General features: G+C 63.1%; 19 protein-coding genes. 13 read left to right on the plus strand and 6 right to left on the minus strand.

Annotation, left to right across the window (positions count from 1 at the left end):
- Positions 1-56: 56 nt before the first annotated feature.
- The 13 genes from B9Z50_RS04690 (at position 57) to B9Z50_RS04750 (ending at position 12,889) form a co-directional block, all read left to right on the plus strand.
- A complete protein-coding gene (locus tag B9Z50_RS04690; protein ID WP_108362426.1) occupies positions 57-884 on the plus strand; it encodes an IclR family transcriptional regulator in 828 nt (275 codons plus the stop codon).
- Positions 885-978: 94 nt separating this feature from the next.
- Positions 979-2,457 carry a DUF3108 domain-containing protein gene (locus tag B9Z50_RS04695; protein ID WP_233249756.1) on the plus strand — a complete coding sequence of 493 codons (1,479 nt, stop codon included), beginning with the start codon at positions 979-981 and terminating at the stop codon, positions 2,455-2,457.
- A gap of 97 nt (positions 2,458-2,554) precedes the next feature.
- Complete coding sequence (locus B9Z50_RS04700) at positions 2,555-2,836, plus strand: DUF3567 domain-containing protein (RefSeq protein ID WP_108362427.1); 282 nt, start codon at positions 2,555-2,557, stop codon at positions 2,834-2,836.
- Positions 2,837-2,948: 112 nt separating this feature from the next.
- Positions 2,949-3,875, plus strand: a complete 927-nt coding sequence (locus B9Z50_RS04705) for a LysR family transcriptional regulator (RefSeq protein ID WP_108362428.1) — start codon at positions 2,949-2,951, stop codon at positions 3,873-3,875.
- Between the two features lie 68 nt (positions 3,876-3,943).
- Complete coding sequence (argS, locus tag B9Z50_RS04710; protein ID WP_108362429.1) at positions 3,944-5,653, plus strand: arginine--tRNA ligase; 1,710 nt, start codon at positions 3,944-3,946, stop codon at positions 5,651-5,653.
- An 11-nt stretch (positions 5,654-5,664) separates the two neighbouring features.
- Complete coding sequence (locus tag B9Z50_RS04715; protein ID WP_108362430.1) at positions 5,665-6,294, plus strand: SPOR domain-containing protein; 630 nt, start codon at positions 5,665-5,667, stop codon at positions 6,292-6,294.
- Positions 6,295-6,339: 45 nt separating this feature from the next.
- Positions 6,340-6,981 carry a thiol:disulfide interchange protein DsbA/DsbL gene (locus B9Z50_RS04720; protein ID WP_108362431.1) on the plus strand — a complete coding sequence of 214 codons (642 nt, stop codon included), beginning with the start codon at positions 6,340-6,342 and terminating at the stop codon, positions 6,979-6,981.
- A 167-nt stretch (positions 6,982-7,148) separates the two neighbouring features.
- A complete protein-coding gene (gene lptA / locus B9Z50_RS04725; protein ID WP_108362432.1) occupies positions 7,149-7,778 on the plus strand; it encodes a lipopolysaccharide transport periplasmic protein LptA in 630 nt (209 codons plus the stop codon).
- Positions 7,775-8,536, plus strand: coding sequence for an LPS export ABC transporter ATP-binding protein (lptB, locus tag B9Z50_RS04730; protein ID WP_108362433.1), 762 nt, complete (start codon positions 7,775-7,777; stop codon positions 8,534-8,536). The genes lptA and lptB overlap by 4 nt, the downstream gene beginning before the upstream one ends.
- A 37-nt stretch (positions 8,537-8,573) precedes the next feature.
- A complete protein-coding gene (locus B9Z50_RS04735; RefSeq protein ID WP_108362434.1) occupies positions 8,574-10,115 on the plus strand; it encodes an RNA polymerase factor sigma-54 in 1,542 nt (513 codons plus the stop codon).
- A gap of 10 nt (positions 10,116-10,125) precedes the next feature.
- Positions 10,126-11,445: a class I SAM-dependent RNA methyltransferase gene (locus tag B9Z50_RS04740; protein ID WP_233249757.1), complete on the plus strand. Its 1,320-nt coding sequence runs from the start codon at positions 10,126-10,128 to the stop codon at positions 11,443-11,445.
- A gap of 92 nt (positions 11,446-11,537) precedes the next feature.
- Entirely contained in the window at positions 11,538-11,933 is a 396-nt protein-coding gene (locus B9Z50_RS04745; protein ID WP_233249771.1) for a putative toxin-antitoxin system toxin component, PIN family, read from the plus strand.
- Positions 11,934-12,112: 179 nt separating this feature from the next.
- Positions 12,113-12,889, plus strand: a complete 777-nt coding sequence (locus B9Z50_RS04750; protein ID WP_108362435.1) for a YecA family protein — start codon at positions 12,113-12,115, stop codon at positions 12,887-12,889.
- Positions 12,890-13,039: 150 nt separating this feature from the next.
- Here the strand turns inward: B9Z50_RS04750 and B9Z50_RS04755 are convergent, their stop codons facing one another.
- From B9Z50_RS04755 to B9Z50_RS04780, 6 genes are all read right to left on the minus strand, one after another.
- Positions 13,040-14,011 carry an alpha/beta fold hydrolase gene (locus B9Z50_RS04755; RefSeq protein ID WP_108362436.1) on the minus strand — a complete coding sequence of 324 codons (972 nt, stop codon included), beginning with the start codon at positions 14,009-14,011 and terminating at the stop codon, positions 13,040-13,042.
- On the minus strand, positions 14,011-15,021 hold the full coding sequence (locus B9Z50_RS04760) for a tripartite tricarboxylate transporter substrate binding protein (RefSeq protein WP_108362598.1): 1,011 nt from the start codon (positions 15,019-15,021) through the stop codon (positions 14,011-14,013). Before B9Z50_RS04760 ends, B9Z50_RS04755 begins: the two co-directional genes overlap by 1 nt.
- Positions 15,022-15,103: 82 nt before the next feature.
- Positions 15,104-16,678, minus strand: coding sequence for a class I adenylate-forming enzyme family protein (locus B9Z50_RS04765; protein WP_108362437.1), 1,575 nt, complete (start codon positions 16,676-16,678; stop codon positions 15,104-15,106).
- Positions 16,678-17,946: an acyl-CoA dehydrogenase family protein gene (locus B9Z50_RS04770; protein WP_370463055.1), complete on the minus strand. Its 1,269-nt coding sequence runs from the start codon at positions 17,944-17,946 to the stop codon at positions 16,678-16,680. The genes B9Z50_RS04765 and B9Z50_RS04770 overlap by 1 nt, the downstream gene beginning before the upstream one ends.
- Complete coding sequence (locus B9Z50_RS04775; protein WP_108362438.1) at positions 17,943-18,725, minus strand: alpha/beta fold hydrolase; 783 nt, start codon at positions 18,723-18,725, stop codon at positions 17,943-17,945. The genes B9Z50_RS04770 and B9Z50_RS04775 overlap by 4 nt, the downstream gene beginning before the upstream one ends.
- Positions 18,722-19,807, minus strand: coding sequence for a peptidase M29 (locus tag B9Z50_RS04780; protein ID WP_108362439.1), 1,086 nt, complete (start codon positions 19,805-19,807; stop codon positions 18,722-18,724). Before B9Z50_RS04780 ends, B9Z50_RS04775 begins: the two co-directional genes overlap by 4 nt.
- Positions 19,808-19,897 lie beyond the last annotated feature (90 nt).

The following is a 19,897-nucleotide window of genomic DNA, read 5'->3' on the forward strand; positions in this document are numbered from 1 at the left end:
ATCAAATTACGCATTGTTAAACTCGTTTAACTAAACGAAACCTGATTCTAGAGCATATGGCCACCGAAAGCACCTTGGACACGACCCCGGATGGGGACAAAGCACGCGCGGGCATCCAGTCTGTGGAGGTGGGTTTTGCCCTGCTGGACGTGCTGGCTCAGGCCCCTGGCCCCTTGATGCTGCGCGACCTGGCCAGTGCCGCCGGCATGAGCGCCGCCAAGGCGCACCGCTACCTGGTGAGCTTCCAGCGCCTGAACTTGGTGGTGCAGGACGCCAATACCCGCTATGAACTGGGCCCGGCCACTTTGCGGCTGGGCTTGGCCACGCTGTCCAGGCTGGACGCTGTCAAACTGGCGCGTGAGCGCTTGCCAACTTTGATGGACCAAACCGGCCACACTCTGGCACTGGCCGTCTGGGGCAACCGGGGCCCGACCTTGGTGCACTGGCAGGAGACGCCGCTGGCCATGCCCGTCAGCCTGCGTTTGGGCGATGTGATGCCGCTTTTATCCTCAGCCACCGGCCGGTGTTTTGCCGCCTTCATCAGCCATGGTGGTGCGGCCGACAAGGCTTTGCCCATGATCGAAGCCGAGCTGGCCCTGGCCCGCAAACTGGGCCGCAGCGATTTGCCATCCACACCAGCGCAGGTGCAAGCCATGATCAGCGAGTCCCGTGCGCAAGGTCTGGGCCGTGTGGTCAATGTGCTGCTGCCGGGCATTTCAGGCCTGTGTGCGCCCGTGTTCGATGCAGACGGACACCTGGCTTTGGGGGTGGTGTCGTTGGGATCGTCGGCCACCTTGGACGCCGATTGGCAAGGCCCAGTAGCCCGGGCGCTGCGCGCATTTGCCGGGCAGTTGTCGGCAGACTTGGGTTGGCGACCGGCCTGAATGGGCCCGTGTGCGACCCCGCCCAAGTGACCCTTCATGGTGTCCCGCCTGCCCTCACCCTAGACCCTCCACTTGACCAACGCTTTGTGACCCCATGAGCACGGCCTCTCCTGCGCAACACACGGCATCTCTGTCCGGTCGGCCTCAGACGCGCAGCTTGCTGCGTTGGGGAGCGCTGGTGTTGTTGCTGCACTTGCTTGTGCTGCTGAGTCTGACGGGCACACTGAACTGGCAGCTGAGCCCGTCCCAGACGCTGCGCACGGGGCCGATGCAGACACGCACCATCGCATCACCTGCGGCTGCGCCCATGGCAAGCGAGCTGAAACCCACACCTGCAGCAAGCACCCGCGTCGCCTTGGTCGAAAAACCCAAACCCGCAACAAACCAGAAGCCCACCACACCAACAACGGTGACGGCCCCTCAAAAGCCCCCAACCGTTGCCGCCATCGAAACCGCCCCCCCGGCCGAACACAGCACCGACAACCCTCTTGCTGCCGCCCCTGGCCCGCAGACCTCGGGCACACTTTTGGCCAAAGCGCCAGCGCCCACAACCCCAACAGAATCAACGGCACAGGCATCACCAGATACCGCACCTTCTGTTTCAGCGCCTGACGCAGCGGCCCCATCAAACGGGGACCCAACGCTCACCCCCACGCCGCTGCCCAGCGGCGAACCCCAGCTCAGCAACAGCACCGCGCCCAGCCCGACAGCGGCCAACCCACCAACGCCCCCTGCAACAGAGCCGGCGAGCTTCGACTCCACAGCGCCCGACGCCACCGGCGACGCCGCCGACAAAACTGCCACGCCCACGCCCACGCCCGCGCCCACGCCCACGCCCACGCCCGCGCCCGCGCCCACGCCCACGCCCGAGCGCATCGCCAGCGCCACCTTGGCTTTGCCCGAGCTGGCCTTGGCCTCGCTGCCGCCTTCGGTCTTGCTGAGCTACAGCCTCAGTGGCCAAGAAAAGGGCCTCAACTACCAAGCGTCGGGCGAGCTGCGCTGGCAACGCAATGACAACGCATATGCCATGAGCCTGTCGGTCAAAGCTTTTTTGCTGGGCTCCCGCCATTGGCGCAGCGTGGGCCAGATCAACACCACCGGACTGGCGCCGACCCGCTTTTCAGACAGCTGGCGCAGCGAACGAGCCGCCCACTTTGACCGACCGAACCAGCGCATTGTGTTCAGCAACAACGCACCCACGGTGCCTCTGCAGCCCGGCGCGCAAGACCAGGTCAGCCTGTACGTCCAGCTGGCCGCCGCCATGGCCCAGTCAGGCCAGCAGATGCCGCCCGGCACACGCTTGCAAATCCAGACGGCGACCGTGCGTGACGCTTTGCCCTGGCTCTTGACGCTGGACAAACTGGAAACTTTGCAAGTGGGTGGCCAAAGCCTTCAAACGGTCAAATGGGTGTGTCAGCCGCGCAACCGTTTCGATGCACAGGTCGAGTTCTGGGTCTCGGCCGCGCACGACTGGCTGCCCGCACGCATCCGGATCACACAAGTCAGCGGTAGCTTCATCGACCTGCAACTGACGGGGCGTGAAGCCTTGACCGATTTGTCGCCCGCCCAATGATTCGGCCCCCAGGTGAAAAACCGACAAAAACCACACCCACTTGAAGTTGTTACATGTGAACCCACTTGCAGGCCACAAGTTGAGGGAGAATGAACGCATGAACCTGTTGTACGAATCTGAAACCTTTGCCGTGATGCACATGCTGGCCAATGCGCCGATCGAAGCATCGGCCGCCAGCAGCCCACCCCAGTTGGAGCGTCATGGTTTCGAAATCGTGGACAAACGCTCTGGCAAAGAGGTTTACCTGGACGGCTCTTGGGCCGAGATGTTCCAGCAGCAAATTCAGGCCTGGCAGCAGCACACGCCCACGCAGGAAGAAGTCGAAGACACGCTCGAAGGCTACACGGGCCTGGCCCAGCAACCTGTCGTGGTCCACTGAATCCACCGTAGCCTGCGCATCGGCAAACGACCTGCTGATTGCCGACAAAAACACGACCCTGCACCCCCTCCTCCAGCCCGATTGCAAACTTGCACCCTCATAATCGGGTCGCATGGACAAGCTCAAAGCCTTCGAAACCTTTGTCTCGGTTGCCACCAAAGGCAGCCTGACCGCTGCGGCACGGGCGGAGGGCGTGGCCCCGGCCATCATCGGCCGCAGGCTCGATGCACTGGAAGAAAGCCTGGGCGTGAAGCTGCTGGTGCGCACCACACGGCGCATCACCCTGACCCATGAAGGCAGTGCTTTTCTGGAAGATTGTCAGCGCTTGCTCTCTGATGTGGCCAATGCAGAAGCCAGTGTGTCAGCGGGCGGCGTGAAGGCCAGCGGTCATTTGCGCATCACCGCCCCGGCCGGGTTTGGCCGCCGCCATGTTGCTCCGCTGGTGCCACGCTTTCGCGAACTGCATCCCGATGTGTCAATTTCGCTCAATTTGAGCGACCGGGTGGTGGACCTGGCCGCCGAAGGCTTTGACTGCGCGGTGCGTGTGGGCGACCTGCCCGACAGCTCACTGGTGAGCGTACGCATGGCCGACAACCGTCGCCTGTGCGTGGCCACCCCGGCCTATTTGGCGCGGCGCGGCACACCTGTGCAGCCTTCCGATTTGCTGCAGCACGATTGCCTGACTTTGTCGAGCGACGCCTCGCAGACCCGGGGCTGGGCTTTTCGCAATCTGGCCGACGGCGGCCAGGATGTGATGCACCTGCGCCCGGGCGGGCCGCTCGACTGCTCGGACGGACAGGTGCTGCACGAGTGGTGCCTGGCCGGATACGGCATCGCCTGGCGCAGCACCTGGGAGGTGGAGGGCGAAATCCGCTCGGGTCAATTGGTGGCTGTCTTGGAAGACTTTGCAGCGCCGCCCAACGGGATTTTTGTGGTTTTCCCTCAGCGCAAGCATTTGCCACTGCGGGTGCGGCTGTGGATCGACCACCTCAAACACCACTACGCGCAGCCCGGTTATTGGCAAACGGCCCACCACTGAACCCGAAAGCCATGGCGACCGGCACTGGCACCCAGCGTCCTCGGGTCCAAGCCGTAAAATTGCGCCCTATGCTTTCTGCCAAACAACATTTGCTCGCGGCCCTGGCCGCTGAGCTTGAAAAACTCCAAACCGGCGCGGGTGCGCGTGCGGCCTTCGAATCCCCCAAAGTGGCCGCCCATGGCGACTTGGCCTGCACCGCCGCGATGCAGCTGGCCAAAGCCCTCAAGCAAAACCCTCGGCAGCTGTCCGAAACCTTGCGCAGCGCCTTGCTGGCCACGCCCGCTTTTGAGCGCTGGGTCGACGCCATCGAGATCGCCGGGCCCGGCTTCATCAACATCCGCTTGAAAGACGCAGCCAAACAGGCCGTGGTGCACGAAGTGCTGCAAGCGGCCGAATGCTTTGGCGAGCAGCCCGCCCAGCCCAACAAAGTGCTGGTTGAGTTCGTCTCGGCCAACCCCACTGGCCCCTTGCATGTGGGTCACGGCCGCCAAGCGGCTTTGGGCGACGCCATTTGCAACCTCCTCGCCACACAAGGCCAGCAGGTCTACCGCGAGTTCTATTACAACGACGCTGGCGTGCAGATCGGCACCTTGGCCAAGAGCACGCACATGCGGGCCCAAGGTATCCAACCCGGCGATGCCACTTGGCCCACCGACCCGGACAACCCCGAAAGCAAGGCTTTCTACAACGGCGACTACATCCAGGACATCGCCACCGATTTTCTGGCGGGCAAAACCGTGCAGTCCGACGACCGCAGCTGCACCGCCAGTGGCGATGTGAACGATGTGGACGGCATGCGCGAGTTTGCCGTGGCCTACTTGCGCCGCGAGCAAGACTTGGACCTCAAAGCCTTTGACGTGCGGTTTGACAATTACTACCTGGAGTCGAGCCTCTACACCAGCGGCAAGGTCGATGCGGCCGTGCAAAAGCTCAAGGACGCGGGCAAGACCTACGAGCAAGACGGCGCCCTGTGGCTCAAATCCACCGACTACGGCGACGACAAAGACCGCGTCATGCGCAAAGGTGACGGCACATACACCTACTTTGTGCCCGATGTGGCCTACCACATCGCCAAATGGGAGCGCGGCTTTTCGCGCGTGGTGAACATCCAGGGCACCGACCACCACGGCACGATTGCCCGCGTGCGTGCGGGATTGCAAGCGGCCAATGTGGGCATCCCCGAGGGCTACCCCGACTACGTGCTGCACACCATGGTGCGCGTGATGCGTGGCGGTGAAGAGGTCAAAATCTCCAAGCGTGCTGGCAGCTACGTCACGCTGCGCGACCTGATCGAGTGGACCAGCAAAGACGCGGTGCGTTTCTTCTTGCTCTCGCGCAAGCCCGACACCGAATACATCTTTGACATCGACTTGGCGCTGGCCCAGAACAACGACAACCCGGTGTACTACGTGCAATATGCCCATGCCCGCATCTGCTCGGTTCTGGCGGCTTGGAAAGAAAAAGACGGCGGTGACACCGCCAGCCTGACACACGCCGGCCTGTCACCGCTGCAAAGCCCGCAGGCCCACGCGCTCATGCTGGCCCTGGCCAAGTATCCCGAAATGCTGACGTCAGCCGCCAACGACTTTGCGCCGCACGACGTGACGTTTTACTTGCGCGACCTGGCCTCGCTGTACCACAGCTACTACGATGCCGAACGCATTTTGGTCGATGACGAAGCGGTCAAAAAAGCACGCCTGGCTTTGGTCGCGGCCACCGCGCAGGTGCTGCGTAACGGGCTGAAGGTGCTGGGCGTGTCGGCCCCACAAAAAATGTAAAGGGACGGGTCATGCAACTCCACAGCCAACGCGGCGGTACTTTTCTGGGCTTCATCATCGGCTTGGTGCTGGGATTGGGCGTGGCCTTGGCCGTGGCCGTTTACGTGACCAAGGTGCCCACACCCTTCTCCAACAAAAACCAGCCCCGCACCAACGCACAAGACGTGCAGGAAAGCGAAAAAAACAAAGGCTGGAACCCCAACAGCGTGCTGCAACCCAAAGCACCGGCTGAGCCGCCTGTGGCGCCGGATGCCAGTGCGGCAGTGACCACGCCCCAGGCCACGGACAATGCAGTCACACCGCACCGCCCCGCTGTAACGGCCGACCCCTTGGGCGATTTGGCCAAGGCCAAATCGGGGCTGAGCACTTCCGCTTCGCCTGCGGCGCCCGCCGATGCCAACGACCCTTTTGACTATGTGGTGCAGGCCGGCGCTTACCGCACCAGCGCCGATGCCGACGCCCAAAAAGCCAAGCTGGCCTTATTAGGCCTGGACGCCAAGGTTTCTGAGCGCGATCAAGCCGGGCGAGTCGTATACCGCGTACGCTTGGGGCCTTTCAGCGACAAGAACGCTGCCGAACGCCTGCGCGCACAGCTCGAGAGCAACGGCATCGAGAACACCCTGGTTCGCATGCAACGCTGACCACACCCTCCGCATCCTCCGGGGTGCACCGTCTAAGGAGCTTTCATGAAACGACGCCTTTTCTCTACCGCCATGCTGTCTGCAACCGCCTTGCTGGGCGCTGCATCTTCTTGGGCACAACAAGCTTTCCGCTCGGGCAAGGACTACATCACCCTGGACCGCCCCGTGGCCACCGAAGCGGGCAACGGCAAGATCGAGGTGCTGGAGTTCTTCTGGTACAGCTGCCCCCACTGCAATCAATTTGAACCAGCGTTCGAGCAGTGGGCCAAAAATGCGGCCAAAGATGTGGTGATCCGCCGCGTCCCTGTGGCCTTCCGGGACGACTTCGTGCCGCAGCAGCGCCTGTACTTCACACTCGAAGCCATGAACTTGGTGGAGAAGATGCACAACCGCGTGTTCACCGCCATCCATGGCGAAAAACAAATGCTCAATACCGACGCGGCTGTGCTGGCCTGGGCTGCAAAGCAAGGCATCGACAAAGCCAAATTTGAGCAAACCTACAAGTCCTTTGGCGTGGCGACCAAGGCCAAACGTGCCGTACAGCTGCAAAACGACTTCAAGATCGAAGGCGTGCCCTCGCTGGGCGTGGCAGGCCGTTACTACATTGACGGCACCCTCGCTGGCAGCATGCCTCGTGCCTTGCAAGTGGCAGATGCACTGATCACTCAGACCCGCCAGGGCCGCTGAGCCACGGGGCATTGCGTACCCCGCAGGCCCCTGTTGCTTGAAGCATCCCTGAAGCCCGCCGCTGACCCGTGCGGGCTTTTTTGTGATCACCCTTTGCTTTTTTGCCGCGCTGCGGGCGCCAGGCGTGACGCTTGCACCTACAATGGAACGGATTCACAGCAAGATTCATGCCCCATAAAACCAAATCCTTCCTTCGCTTGACCCTTGGGTGCCTATTGGCCGTTTGCGCCAACTTGCTGGCCCTGCCCAGTCAGGCCGAAAAAGCAGACCGCGACCAGCCCATGCAAATCGAAGCCGACAGCATGCGCCACGACGAAGCGCGACAGCTGACCCAGTTCACCGGCAAGGTGCAAGCGACCAAAGGCACCCTGTTCTTGCGTGCTGCCCGCATGGAGGTTCAGCAAGACGCGCAAGGCCGTCAAGTGGCCCGGCTCTGGGCGGCCCCGTCCGATCGGGTTTTTTTCAGGCAAAAGCGTGAAGGCGTGAACGAATTCACCGAAGGCGAGGCCGAACAGGTCACGTACGACAACCAGACAGACATCATCACACTGAGCCAACGCGCCGAAGTGCGCATCTTGCGAGGCAACCAGGTGGCAGACCAACTGAACGGGCACACCATCGTGTTCAACAACACCAGCGAAGTCATGACCGTGGACGGCCAGGCCACCAACGAATCGGGCCAACGCGTGCGCGCCATCCTCACGCCCCGCAACACGACGCCAGCGCCAGCAGCCAACTCAGCCAGCGCTCCCGCCTTGCGCACCAGCCCCGGCCTCAAGCCCAGCCAAAAGCCATGAGCACAGCCGCTGCCACCGACAGCCGCCTGCAAGCGCGGCACCTGAAAAAAGCCTACGGCAGCCGCAAGGTGGTGCTCGACGTGTCGGTGCAGGTGGACAAGGGTGAAGTTGTGGGCTTGCTCGGCCCCAACGGCGCGGGCAAAACCACCTCGTTTTACATGATCGTGGGCCTGGTGCGCGCCGATGGTGGGCAGATCCTGATCGACGGCGAAGACGTCACCCGCATGCCCATCCACAAGCGCTCGCGCATGGGCTTGTCTTACCTGCCGCAAGAGGCGTCCATCTTTCGCAAGCTCTCGGTGGCCGACAACGTGCGCGCCATTTTGGAATTGCAGACCGACGCACAAGGCCGCGCCCTGAGCCGATCTGAAGTGGAAAAACGCCTGAGCGAACTGCTGGCCGATTTGCGGGTGGACCACCTGCGCGACTCACCTGCAGTGGCACTGTCGGGCGGTGAACGCCGCCGCGTCGAGATTGCCCGTGCCTTGGCCACCGACCCACGTTTCATTTTGCTGGACGAGCCCTTTGCCGGCATCGACCCCATCGCTGTGATCGAGATCCAGCGCATCATCGCCTTCCTCAAGCAGCGCGGCATCGGTGTGCTGATCACCGACCACAACGTGCGCGAGACGCTGGGCATTTGCGATCACGCCTACATCATCAGCGAAGGCCGGGTTCTGGCCGAAGGCACGCCCGACGAGATCGTGGCCAACGCCGATGTGCGCCGGGTGTACCTGGGCGAACACTTCCGGATGTGATGAACACCACCCACATCTTTGACATGAGAGCACAGCCATGAAACCCGGTCTGTCACTGCGCATGTCCCAGCACCTGGCGCTCACGCCCCAGCTGCAACAATCGATTCGCCTGCTCCAGTTATCCACGCTGGAGTTGTCGCAAGAAGTCGACCAGATGCTGGACGACAACCCGTTTCTGGAACGCGCCGAAGAAGAAGCCGCAGCCGAAGCCTTTGGTTTAGACCAAACCGACACCCCTATGAGTTTGGGCGACCGGGTCAGCGAAAGCGCCAGCACGTCCAGCAGCAGCGACGACAGCGCCAGCGAAACCCGCGACGAAGCCGTGACCGATGTGGCCGAAAGCTGGGATGGCGACGGCAGCGTGGACATGCGCCCCGATGACAGCGAATGGGGCGGCGATGCCACCCCACGCCAAAACAACGGCGAGGAGACCGCAGACGCCATCGACCTGGCCCGCAGCAGCGGGTCTCTGACCGACTTTTTGCACCGCCAGGCGCTGTCGCTGCGCTTGTCCGAAGTGGACCGCGCCGCACTTCGCTTTTTGATCGAGTCGCTCAATGACGATGGTTACCTGACCGACACCCTGCCCGAGCTGGCCGCGAGTCTCGCGGGCAGCGACGACTACGAGCAAATCGACGAGTTGGTGCACCGCTTCACCGTGGCGCTGGGTTTGCTGCAATCGCTTGAGCCCGTGGGCGTGGGCGCACGCGACTTGGCCGAGTGCCTGCGCATCCAGGTCAAAGCCTGGCTGCAGGATGACCCTCAAGATGAAGTGGCCCAAGCCGCGCTGGCCATTTGCACCCAGCCGCTGGAGATGTTGGCCAAACGCGACTACAAGCGTTTGGCGCTGGCCTGTGGACTGAGCGAAGCCTTGGTCAAGGCCGCCATCCCCTTCATCGCACGGCTCGAACCCAAACCCGGCCGCCCCTTTGTGCAGGCCGAGCAAAACATCATCATCCCCGACGTGCTGGTCATCAACACCAGCAAGTCGGCCACGCCCAAATTCCGCATCCAGCTCAACCCCGACGTGATGCCCAAGCTGCGCGTGCACGACATTTATGCCAACGCCATGCGCGGCGGCAAGGGCGACAACCATGCGGGCCTGCAGCAGCGCCTGCAAGAAGCGCGCTGGTTCATCAAGAACATCCAGCAGCGCTTTGACACCATCTTGCGCGTGTCCACCGCCATCGTGGAGCGGCAGAAAAACTTCCTCACGCACGGCGAGCTGGCCATGCGCCCTCTGGTGCTGCGCGAGATCGCCGACGAGCTGGGCATGCACGAGTCCACCATCAGCCGCGTGACCACCGCCAAATACATGTCCACGCCGCAAGGCACCTTTGAGCTGAAGTACTTCTTTGGCTCGGGCCTGGGCACCGACAGCGGCAGCGCCGCGTCCAGCACAGCCGTGCGCGCCCTCATCAAACAATTTGTGGCTGCCGAAAAACCCGCCAAACCCCTGTCGGACAACCAAATTTCCGAGATGCTGAAAGAGCAAGGCATCGACTGCGCCCGCCGCACGGTAGCCAAGTACCGCGAAGCCCTGAAGATCGCGCCTGCGAACCTGCGCAAAACCCTTTGAGAGTATTTGAGTGAATTCACTGAACCTGTTCATGCCTTGCGCCGCTGGCGTTGAGGGCTTTTTGGCCGACGAGGTCCACGCCATCACGGGCCTGACAGGCCACGACCTGATGACCGGACGCGGCGGTGTGATGGCCCGCGCCTCTTGGCGCGACGCCATGCGCATCAACCTGCACAGCCGCTTGACGCAGCGCGTGCTGGTGCAGCTGTCGGTCACCGACTACCGCAACGAAAACGACCTGTACAACGCCGCCAGCGAAGTCGCCTGGGAAATCTGGTTCACCCCCAAGCAGACTTTCAAGATCGACATCACCGCGCAGCACAGCCCGTTGACCAGTCTGAACTTTGCAGCGCTCAAAATCAAAGACGCGGTGGCCGACCGCTTTCGCGCCAAACGTGGCGAGCGCCCCAGCGTGGACACCAGCTGGCCCGATGTGCGCATCTACGCGCACCTGACGCCCGAAACGGCCACGCTCTACATCGACACCTCGGGCGAGCCACTGTTCAAGCGCGGCTGGCGCACCGACAAGGGCGACGCGCCCCTGAAGGAAACCCTGGCCGCGGCCATGATCGCGGCCAGTGGCTGGGACGCCACCGTGCCCCTGTACGACCCCTGCTGCGGCAGCGGCACCATCCCGATCGAAGCGGCGCAAATCGCCTGCGGCATCGCGCCCGGTTTGCAGCGCCGCTTTGGTTTCGAAAAACTGCTGCCCTTCCAGAACCACGTCTGGCAAGGCCTGATCGAAGAAGCCCGTGACCTCGAACACGAACCCACCGCGCCGGTTTTTGGCAGCGACGTGGCCTTCCGCATGGTCGACTTTGCCGAGCGCAATGCCGAACGCGCAGGCGTGTCGGGTGTGATCGAGTTCAGGGGCGGCGATGCGCTGCAACGCATGCCCCCCAGCGAGACCCCTGGCGTCATGCTGCTCAACCCGCCTTATGGCGAGCGCATTGCCGCAGCGGGTGTGGCCGGGCGTGGGCGTGACAACTTCCAGCCGGGGGCGCTGGCAAGCTCCCGAGCTGCCGCCCCAAGCCACCACCGCGAAACCGCCCAAACCGACGACGGCGGCGACTTCTTTGCCCAACTGGCCAGCCACTGGAAGAAAAATTACAGCGGCTGGAGCGCCTGGATGCTCACGCCCGATCTGAAGCTGCCCAGCAAAATGCGCCTCAAAGAATCGCGCCGTGTGCCCATGTGGAACGGCCCCATCGAATGCCGCCTGTTCCGCTTTGACATGATCAAGGGCAGCTTAAAACGCGTGGCTGGTGACAGCACCAACACCCCAGCGGGCACGCCCGGCACCGACACATCGGGAACGTCTGCAGCATGAGCCTGGACGAGGGCGCGCAGGGGCGCATGGAGTTGGGTACGGCCGTCAATGGAGGTACGGGCGCAGACTTGGCCCAAGCCCCCGTGCGTCGCGTGCTCGACACCAACATCGTGCTCGACCTGTGGGTGTTTGACGAACCCAAAGCCCAACCACTGCGCACCAGCGTGGAAAGCGGCAGCACGCAGTGGCTGGCCACCGCCGCCATGCGCGAAGAGCTGGCCCGCGTGCTGGCCTACCCACAAATCGCCAAACGCCTGACGTACCGCCAACTGCCCGCCAGCACCGTACTGGGCCACTTTGACCACTGGGCCCAACTGCAACCCGACGCCCCCAAAGCCCCCTACGCCTGCAAAGACGCCGACGACCAAAAGTTCATCGACTTGGCCGTCCAGCATACCGCCGCCCTGCACAGCAAAGACGCGCAAGTGCTGTGCATGAAAAAGCGCTTGGAGCGCTGCGGCGTGGCGCTGAACCCGACCGTCTGCTGACAACTAGCCAATCGGCTGTTCAGTGGGAGGCCGCCCCTGCGGCCGAATGCCCTTTGTGGCAGCGGCACACATTCGCGAGCAGGGGCTCGCTCCCACTTGTTAGACAAGCACTGTGTGGGCGGAGGCATGGCGGTCCAGCGCTCCTCCTTACAATCTCCGCATTGCAATAGGAACACCGCATGAACACGACCGCTGGCTTGGAAGCCGAAGACTTTGACACCCTGGACAACATCCTGGACGACCTGCGCGAGCGCTTTGAAGAAACGCCGCAGTGGGAGTTTTGCGAGGGCTTCATGGCGGCGCTGGTGTGCTGCCGGCGTGCCATTCCCGACAGCGAGTGGCTGCCCATGTTGTTGGGCATTGACCCGGACGAGGCCGAAGGTGGCAGCTTTGCCGACGACGCCCAGCGCCAGCAGTTCATGGCCTTGTGGCAGCGCCGTTTTGACGAAATCAAACTCGCACTCGACACCCCTGTTGAGGCGCTGGACGATGACAAGGCCTACGCCCCCGAAGTGATGGATGTGCGCGGCGCCATCGCATCATTGCCGCCAGAAGAGCGCGAAGAAATCGAAGACAGTGAGATCCCTTCGTTTGCGCAGGTTTGGGCGCTGGGCTTCATGTTTGCGGTGGAAAACTGGCCCGAAGAATGGGCCACACCCAAAGACAAAGACGCTGCCAAGTGGTACGACCTGTCCCTCGAAGCCATCGTGGCCTTGACCGAAGACGACGACGCGGTGCCCACCCTCTCGGCTTTGTCTGAAGACGGCCCGCCCAGTGTGAGCGAGGAGCGCTTGAACGCCTACGGCGAAGCACTTTGGGCGGTGTATGACCTGCGCGAGATCTGGCGCAACATCGGCCCGCGTGTGGCCCAAGTTATCAAAGAAGCCACGCCCGGTCGCAACGATGCTTGCAGCTGCGGCAGCGGGAAAAAGTACAAGAAGTGCTGCGGAGCTTGAAGTCGCCGCAGATCACCAGCCAACGCGCACAGGGTGCGCTCCTACAAAAACCTGTCCTGTCCTTGTAGGAGCCCAACCCTTTGGGCGATCGGGCCGCCTGCTGCAGGTCGTGCTTCGCGCACGGGGTGCGCTCCTACACAGTCATCCACTTCAGACCATCCACTGGACCAGCGCATCGCTGGTGGCTTCGGGCAACTCTTCCGGGATGAAGTGGCCCGAGGTCATGACCTGACCTGCCACTCGCCCCGCGCATTGCGCTTGCCACAGCTCAACCGGCTTGAACATGCGGTTGACCACCCCGCGATCACCCCAGAGCACCAAGGTGTCGCAGACGATTTGGTCGCCGCGCTCGCGGCCTTCGCGGTCGTGCTGCAAGTCAATGCCTGCGCTGGCACGGTAGTCCTCAGCCGCGCTGTGGATGGCGGCTGACCAGCCCTTGTCGTTCAGCGCAGGATTGCAAAAGGCGCGCTCGTATTCAGCCAAGGCCTCAGCCTCGATGTAGCCCAAGCCTTGACTGCCCCAGCCGCCCAGTTTGGCGTGCAAGTAGGCCTTCGGGTTGCCGCCAATCATGAACTCGGGCAGCGGTGCAGGCTGCGTCAGGTGGAACCAGTGGTAGTAGGCCTGCGCAAAGGCAAAGTACGGGTCGGCCACAGGGCCGGTGACCTCAGGTGTTTTGCCCCACAGACCGCTGTACATGTCTAAGGTCGGCGCGATGTCGATGACACACAACTTCTTCACGCGCTGGGCATGGTCCAGCGCCAAACGGTGCGCCACGCGACCACCCCGGTCATGGCCGCACAGGAAAAAATCACCCACGCCCAAGGCGTCGAGCAAGCCCACCACTTCTTGCGCCATAGCGCGTTTGCTGTAGTGCGCGTGCTGGGCATCGCCCACGGCGTGCGACGAATCGCCATAGCCCCTCAGATCGGGCATGACGAGGCGGTAGCGGTTCTTGAGACGCTGCGCCACGCGATGCCACATGACATGGGTTTGCGGAAAGCCGTGGAGCAGCACCATCACAGGCAGGTGCGCTTGCGCAGCCCAATCGGCCGATTGCCGAAAGCAGACTGGCAAGCCCGCCACTGTGAGCGTTTTCTGCTCGAAGCCTTCAAACCAGGCCATCAGTCGACCTTGGCGCCCGAGGCTTTGACGACCTCGGCCCACTTCTTGTGCTCGCGGTCAATGTGCTCGACAAATTGCGCTGGCGTGTTGCCGCTGGGAATAGCGCCCAAAGTAGCCAGGCGTTCCTTCATGGCCGGGGTGGCGAGCGACTTGGCCACTTCTTGCTGGATACGGCTGACCACATCAGGCGGTGTGCCAGCGGGGGCCAACAGACCAAACCAGCTGCTGGCCTCAAAGCCTTTGAGACCAGCAGCTTCTTCGACGGTGGGCAACTCAGGCATAGCCGCCGAGCGCTGGGAACTGGTCACGGCCAGGGCCTTGAGCTTGCCGCCTTTGATCAGGGGCATGGCAGAGGGCAGATTGTCAAACATCACGTCCATGGTGCCGCCCGACAAATCCAGCAGCGCAGGGGCCGAACCCCGGTAAGGAATGTGCGCCATGAAAGTGCCGGTCTGCGACTTGAACAACTCGCCCGCCAAGTGGATGGAGGTGCCGTTGCCGCTCGATGCCATGTTCAGCTTGCCGGGGTTGGCTTTGGCGTATTGGATGAAGTCGTTGACGGTGTTGATTTTGTTGGCCGCGGCTTTTTCGGCGTTGACCACCATCACGTTAGGCACGCCCGCCACGAGCGAGATGGGGGCAAAGTCTTTGAAGGGGTCGTAGGGGAGCTTGCTGTACAGCGCGCGGTTGATGCCGTGTGTGCCCACGGTGCCCATGAGCAGCGTGTAGCCGTCACCTGCCGACTTGGCCACTTGTTCGGCGCCCAGGTTGCCACCTGCACCGCCCTTGTTTTCGATGACGAATTGCTGACCAAACGCTTTGCTCAGGTCCGGTGCAATGGCGCGGGCCAAGATGTCGGTGGTGCCGCCGGGTGCAAAGGGCACCACGATTTTGACCGGCTTGTTGGGCCAGGCGGTTTGCGCCCATGCTGCAGTGGTGGTGGACAACACCACGGCCGCAACCATGCCCAGCACTGGGCGGCGTGTGAATGACTTCGAAAAATGAACCATGCTTGTCTCCTCGTAAAAGATGCAAACGATGATGCCACCAGCCTGCGCAATCACTGTCACGCAGGCGAAGAAAAGCCCATTTTTAAGGGTTTATCCCTGTCACATGTGAAGGGTTGGCCCCTACCAACTGGGCCTGTAAGGCGGGCTTGAGCACTTTGCCCAAAGCGCTCTTAGGCAAGCTGTCCATGAAGACCACGCGGCGCGGCAGTTTGAAGCGGGCAATACGCGACTGTAGGTGGGCCAGCACGGCTTCGGCGCTCAGGTCTTGCCCTGCGGGGTCGGGGCTACGTACCAAAACCGCCACGGGCACTTCGCCCCAGCGGGCATCGGCCACACCGACCACCGCGTTCTCGGCCACGCCGGGCAAGGTGACGAGCTGGTTTTCAATTTCGGCCGGGTAAATGTTCTCACCGCCCGAGATGATCATGTCTTTGCTGCGGCCGACGATGGTGACGCAGCCGTCTTCAGCACGCTGGCCCAGGTCACCGGAATGGAACCAGCCGCCTTGCAGACCCATGTTGGGCTCGCCGTCCGCACGCCAGTAGCCGCGCATCAGGTTGGCGGCGCGGATGCAGACTTCACCCGTTTCACCGGGGCCGACTTCCTGGCCTTGCGCGTCGATGAGTTTGACCTGCGCCTGCGGGTGCGGCCAGCCCGATGCGCCCACGCGGGCCATGGCATCGGGCAAACGCAGCACGATGGACACGGGGCCGGTTTCGGTGGTGCCATAGACCTGGCCCACGGGCACACCGCGTGCGTGCAGCGTTTCGAGGTAAGCCACAGGCACAGTGGACGAGCCGGTCATGATGCCGCGCAGGCAAGCGAGCGAGGTGTCGGCCCAGCGCGAATGCTCAAACACCGCGCGCATGGTGGCGGGCACCAGCAGCGACAACGTGGGGCGGCTCGTGTGCATTTCGTCCAACCAAGCCGATGGGTCAAAGCGCGGGTGCAGCACCACCTCCGCCCCAGCCAGCAGCGCGGGCAGTGTCTGGATGCACAGGCCACCCACATGGAACAGGGGCAGCGTGGACAGCACCTTGTCGCCGGACACGAAATCATGCGCCCAGGCACTGGCGCGGGCATTGGCCAGCAGCGCCGCCTGCGTGTGCACTGCGCCCTTGGGCACACCCGTGGTGCCTGAGGTATAGACCAGCAGCAGAGGCAGCTCGCCATGCACGGCGGGCAGTGGCAAGGCGCGAGGCGAGGCGGTGGCGATCAGGCTGTCGTGGTGGGTGTGTTGCAGGTATGCACCTTGCAGCGCACGGGCTGTATCAGCATGGTGGCTGTCGTGCACCAGCAGGCGCGGCAGTGCGTCTTGCATGACCTGCTGCAGCTCGGGCACGGCCAAGCGAAAGTTGAGCGGCAAGAACACCGCACCCAAACGGGCGCAGGCCATCAGCGTGACCAACTGCAGCTCGTGGTTAAACCCGAGCCAAGCCACGCGGTCGCCCGGCTGCACGCCCCAGGTCGACTGCAGGTGGGCCGTGACGCGCTCGACGCGCCGCCAGAACTTAGCAAAGTCGTAGGCGAAGGTGCTGTCACCCGTCTGGGTGGCTTTGCGCTCATCGCCCCGGAAGGTCATGGCGGGCAACGTGCCGCAATCCTGCGCCAGCTGCGCAAAGCGGGCCGCGAGGGGGCTGGTTTCTTCCGCCCCCATCACTCGTCTTTTTCGCCGGGTTCGTACAGGGCTTCGCGGCCGATGCGGTCCATGCACAGCTCGGCCGTCCAAGGCAGCATGAGCGAGCCGCAACGCGCATCGCGGTACAGGCGCTCGAGCGGCAGGCTTTTGAGCATGGACTGACCGCCACAGGTGCGGATCGCCAAACGGGCGATGTCTTGCGCGTTTTCCATGATGGTGTACTGCGCGGCATAGGCCCGCAGGCGGGTGGATTTGCTCGGGTCGACCTTGGCGTCTTCAATGGCGCGCAAAAACAGGTTGCGGGTTTGTTCGAGCTTGATGAACATCTCGGCCACGGCGATTTGTTTGGTCGCAAACTGGCGGCGCTTGACGGGGCCCGTGCCCGCAATCTCGCCGCGCAGATAGGCGACGGTGAAGTCGTACGCCGCCTGCGCAATACCCATGTAGGTGGGCGAGAGCGTCATGAACATGTGCGGCCAGCGGCTGGCGGCCTGGAAGTACAGGCCTTGCGGCATGAGCGCCGCGTCGTCGGGCACGAACACGTCTTTGAAGATGAGGTTGCGCGACACGGTGGCGCGCATGCCCAGCGGGTCCCAATCGCCTTCGATCGTCAGGCCCGGCGCGGTGCGGGGTATGGCCAGGTACAAGGTGTCGCGGCGCGAAAGGTCAGCGCCCTCTTTCTTTTCGGTGCAGAGCACGCCAAAGTAATCGGCAGCATCTGACAGGGATGCGAAGATTTTTTTGCCGTTGATCTTCCAGCCGCCATCGACCTTGACGGCGAGAGTGCCAAAGGGCTGAGCGCCTGACGCTGCTGCACCGCCTTCCGAGAAAGGTTGTGCGTAAATCGCGCCGTCTTTCACCACCCGTGCAAAGTGGGTGGCCTGGTGCTGGCGGTGTGAGGCGCGTTGCTCGGGCGTCATGTCCAGGTCTTCAGACAACAAGCCGCTCCAGAGCATGGTGCAGACATGCATGTTGAAGGTGAGCGCGGTGGCGCCGCAGTAGCGACCAATCTCGGCCGACACCATCGCATAGGTGGCGTAATCGGCACCCTGGCCGCCATGCGCTTCGGGCACACACAGCGCCAGCAGGCCCGAGTCGCGCATGTCGTCGTAGTTGGCAAACGGGAACTGCGCGTCGCGGTCGAGCTGCGCAGCGCGGGGGGCAAACTTCTCGCGGCCGAGCTGGCGGGCCAAGGCCATCAGCTTTTGCTGTTTTTCGGTCAGGGGGTAATCGTCGCCACAGATGGGCATGACGTCTGATTTAGAGGGAGTTTGCACGTCGGTCATGGTTTCACATCCTTCAGAAATTTTTCGAGTTCGGCGTTGAACGCCTCGGGCTGTTCGTAATGCAGCAAATGTCCTGCTCCGGCCAGGCAGGCGTAGCGCGCACCGGGGATCTTTTGCGCCATGCGTTCCATCACAGAGGGCGGTGCGGTGCGGTCATGTTCTGCGGCCAGGCACAGCACGGGCACCGTGAGGGTGGGCAAGGCGGCGCGTTGCTCAAACTTCACCAGCGCATGCAGCGCGGCGCGGTAAGTGGCTGGCGGCACGGCCGACATGCTTTGGTGCGCCGGGATCAACTGGGCGGCATCACCACCGGGTGCTGCCATGGTGGGGATCAGCTTGTCGGCGATGTCGCCCATGGTTTTGCCCGCTTCCAGTGGAGCCAAGCGCTGCGCCAAAAACTGTTTTTGAAAATCACCATCGGAGTTACCAAAAGCCGGACTGCTGGCGGCCAGCAGCAGGCCACGGATGCGCTCAGGTTTTTGCGTCCAGGCTTGCAGGGCGACCATGGCCCCCATGCTGTGGCCCACCAACACGGCTTGGTCGATGTGCGCCGCGTCCAGCATCTGCCAGAGGGCTTGCGCCAGGTGCGCAAAGTCATAGGGGGTGACCATGGGGCTGTCGCCATAACCGGGCATGTCCCAAGCCAGGCTGCGCCAGCCCAAAGCGGCCACATGCGTTTGCTGCGGTGACCAGCCGTGTCGGCCGCCGCCCACGCCGTGCAAAAACACCACGGCGGGTTGTGTGGGCAAACCCACGTCGGTGAAGGCGGAGGCCTTCATGCCAGCGCCGCGCTCACAACTTGGCCCGCATCGACCACCACCGTGTCGTCCAGCCGGATGGTGCAGCCGCGCATGGGCAGGTCAAAGTGGCCCAGCGTGTGGCGGCCTGCCACCTCGTTCGCCCCGGTCGAATACAAAAAGTTGCCCGCAAAAGCGCGCAGCTCGGTGCCGTTGCAGTCGCGCTTGTCGTAAAACGCCATGGCGTCCCAACGCGCTGCCGGGTTCAGGCCAAAGCCCACATGCGAGACGGCATAAGCGGCGCGGTGGCCCTCGGCGTCTTCCCAGGCTTTCCAGTAGCCGCGCATCATGTCCACGTCCACGCCCTGCCCCTCGATGGCGACCACGCTGTCGTTCTCAATGGTCAGGCGGATCGTGTCGCGCAAATAGCTTTTGAAGGTCAGATTCACATCACCCGGGGCCATGACCAGCGTGCCGTTGACACTGCCCGCTGCGGGGAACGCCAGCGCCAGCCCAGCGGGCCAGTGCGACACCATGCCCGGCTTGGGGCAAAAGCCCCACACACCACCGACCACCGCTTGTTTGTCGCCATGTTTCAGGTTCACGCACAGGTCGGTGCCTGCGGCAGACGTGACGTGCATTTGCTGTGCGCCACGCAGCTTCTTCATGGCCGAGCGCACCACGCCTTCGAGCGCCGGATCGGGCACAGTGCGCTCCAAAATTTCGGGGTGCTCGTTGGACACCATGAGCAGGCGCGGCATGTGGCCGTCCACCCCCTTCATGATGGTGGGCAACTCGGGCGCGTGCAGCAGGCCTTCCACGGTGCAGTCCACCACCATGTCGGCGCGGGCCAATGCAGCCACCACGGGGCCGAGTTGCCCAATGGCGTCGCTGGCGCCTGTGGAGCGCACGGGCGCAGGCGCTGTCAGTGCGGGCGTTGTCAACGTCACTTCGAACACGCGGGCGCCCATGGCCTCCAGTGCGAGGCGGGCCAAGTCCACGTTGACCCGGCGTGATTGGGTTTCGGCCAAAATGGCCACCACCTCACCGGGCTGCACCTTGCACAGCGTGAAGGTGCGGGTAAAGGCCGCGAGCCACCTGTTTTCGATTCGTTCCACCAGCATGCTTGTCTCCTTGGCCTGCAGCTCCGAACAGTTCTCCTGCAGACATGAATGGTCAGTTTATATGAAAATTCATGTAATTCAACTATCATC

The organism is Limnohabitans sp. Bal53 (genome assembly GCF_003063355.1).
GTDB lineage: Bacteria > Pseudomonadota > Gammaproteobacteria > Burkholderiales > Burkholderiaceae_C > Limnohabitans_A.

Excerpts from the sequence above, each read along its gene's own strand:
- B9Z50_RS04690 (WP_108362426.1), top strand. The coding sequence starts at position 57 with ATGGCCACCGAAAGCACCTTGGACACGACCCCGGATGGGGACAAAGCA.
- B9Z50_RS04695 (WP_233249756.1), top strand. The coding sequence starts at position 979 with ATGAGCACGGCCTCTCCTGCGCAACACACGGCATCTCTGTCCGGTCGG.
- B9Z50_RS04700 (WP_108362427.1), top strand. The coding sequence starts at position 2,555 with ATGAACCTGTTGTACGAATCTGAAACCTTTGCCGTGATGCACATGCTG.
- B9Z50_RS04705 (WP_108362428.1), top strand. The coding sequence starts at position 2,949 with ATGGACAAGCTCAAAGCCTTCGAAACCTTTGTCTCGGTTGCCACCAAA.
- argS (WP_108362429.1), top strand. The coding sequence starts at position 3,944 with ATGCTTTCTGCCAAACAACATTTGCTCGCGGCCCTGGCCGCTGAGCTT.
- B9Z50_RS04715 (WP_108362430.1), top strand. The coding sequence starts at position 5,665 with ATGCAACTCCACAGCCAACGCGGCGGTACTTTTCTGGGCTTCATCATC.
- B9Z50_RS04720 (WP_108362431.1), top strand. The coding sequence starts at position 6,340 with ATGAAACGACGCCTTTTCTCTACCGCCATGCTGTCTGCAACCGCCTTG.
- lptA (WP_108362432.1), top strand. The coding sequence starts at position 7,149 with ATGCCCCATAAAACCAAATCCTTCCTTCGCTTGACCCTTGGGTGCCTA.
- lptB (WP_108362433.1), top strand. The coding sequence starts at position 7,775 with ATGAGCACAGCCGCTGCCACCGACAGCCGCCTGCAAGCGCGGCACCTG.
- B9Z50_RS04735 (WP_108362434.1), top strand. The coding sequence starts at position 8,574 with ATGAAACCCGGTCTGTCACTGCGCATGTCCCAGCACCTGGCGCTCACG.
- B9Z50_RS04750 (WP_108362435.1), top strand. The coding sequence starts at position 12,113 with ATGAACACGACCGCTGGCTTGGAAGCCGAAGACTTTGACACCCTGGAC.
- B9Z50_RS04755 (WP_108362436.1), bottom strand. The coding sequence starts at position 14,011 with ATGGCCTGGTTTGAAGGCTTCGAGCAGAAAACGCTCACAGTGGCGGGC.
- B9Z50_RS04760 (WP_108362598.1), bottom strand. The coding sequence starts at position 15,021 with ATGGTTCATTTTTCGAAGTCATTCACACGCCGCCCAGTGCTGGGCATG.
- B9Z50_RS04765 (WP_108362437.1), bottom strand. The coding sequence starts at position 16,678 with ATGGGGGCGGAAGAAACCAGCCCCCTCGCGGCCCGCTTTGCGCAGCTG.
- B9Z50_RS04770 (WP_370463055.1), bottom strand. The coding sequence starts at position 17,946 with ATGACCGACGTGCAAACTCCCTCTAAATCAGACGTCATGCCCATCTGT.
- B9Z50_RS04775 (WP_108362438.1), bottom strand. The coding sequence starts at position 18,725 with ATGAAGGCCTCCGCCTTCACCGACGTGGGTTTGCCCACACAACCCGCC.
- B9Z50_RS04780 (WP_108362439.1), bottom strand. The coding sequence starts at position 19,807 with ATGCTGGTGGAACGAATCGAAAACAGGTGGCTCGCGGCCTTTACCCGC.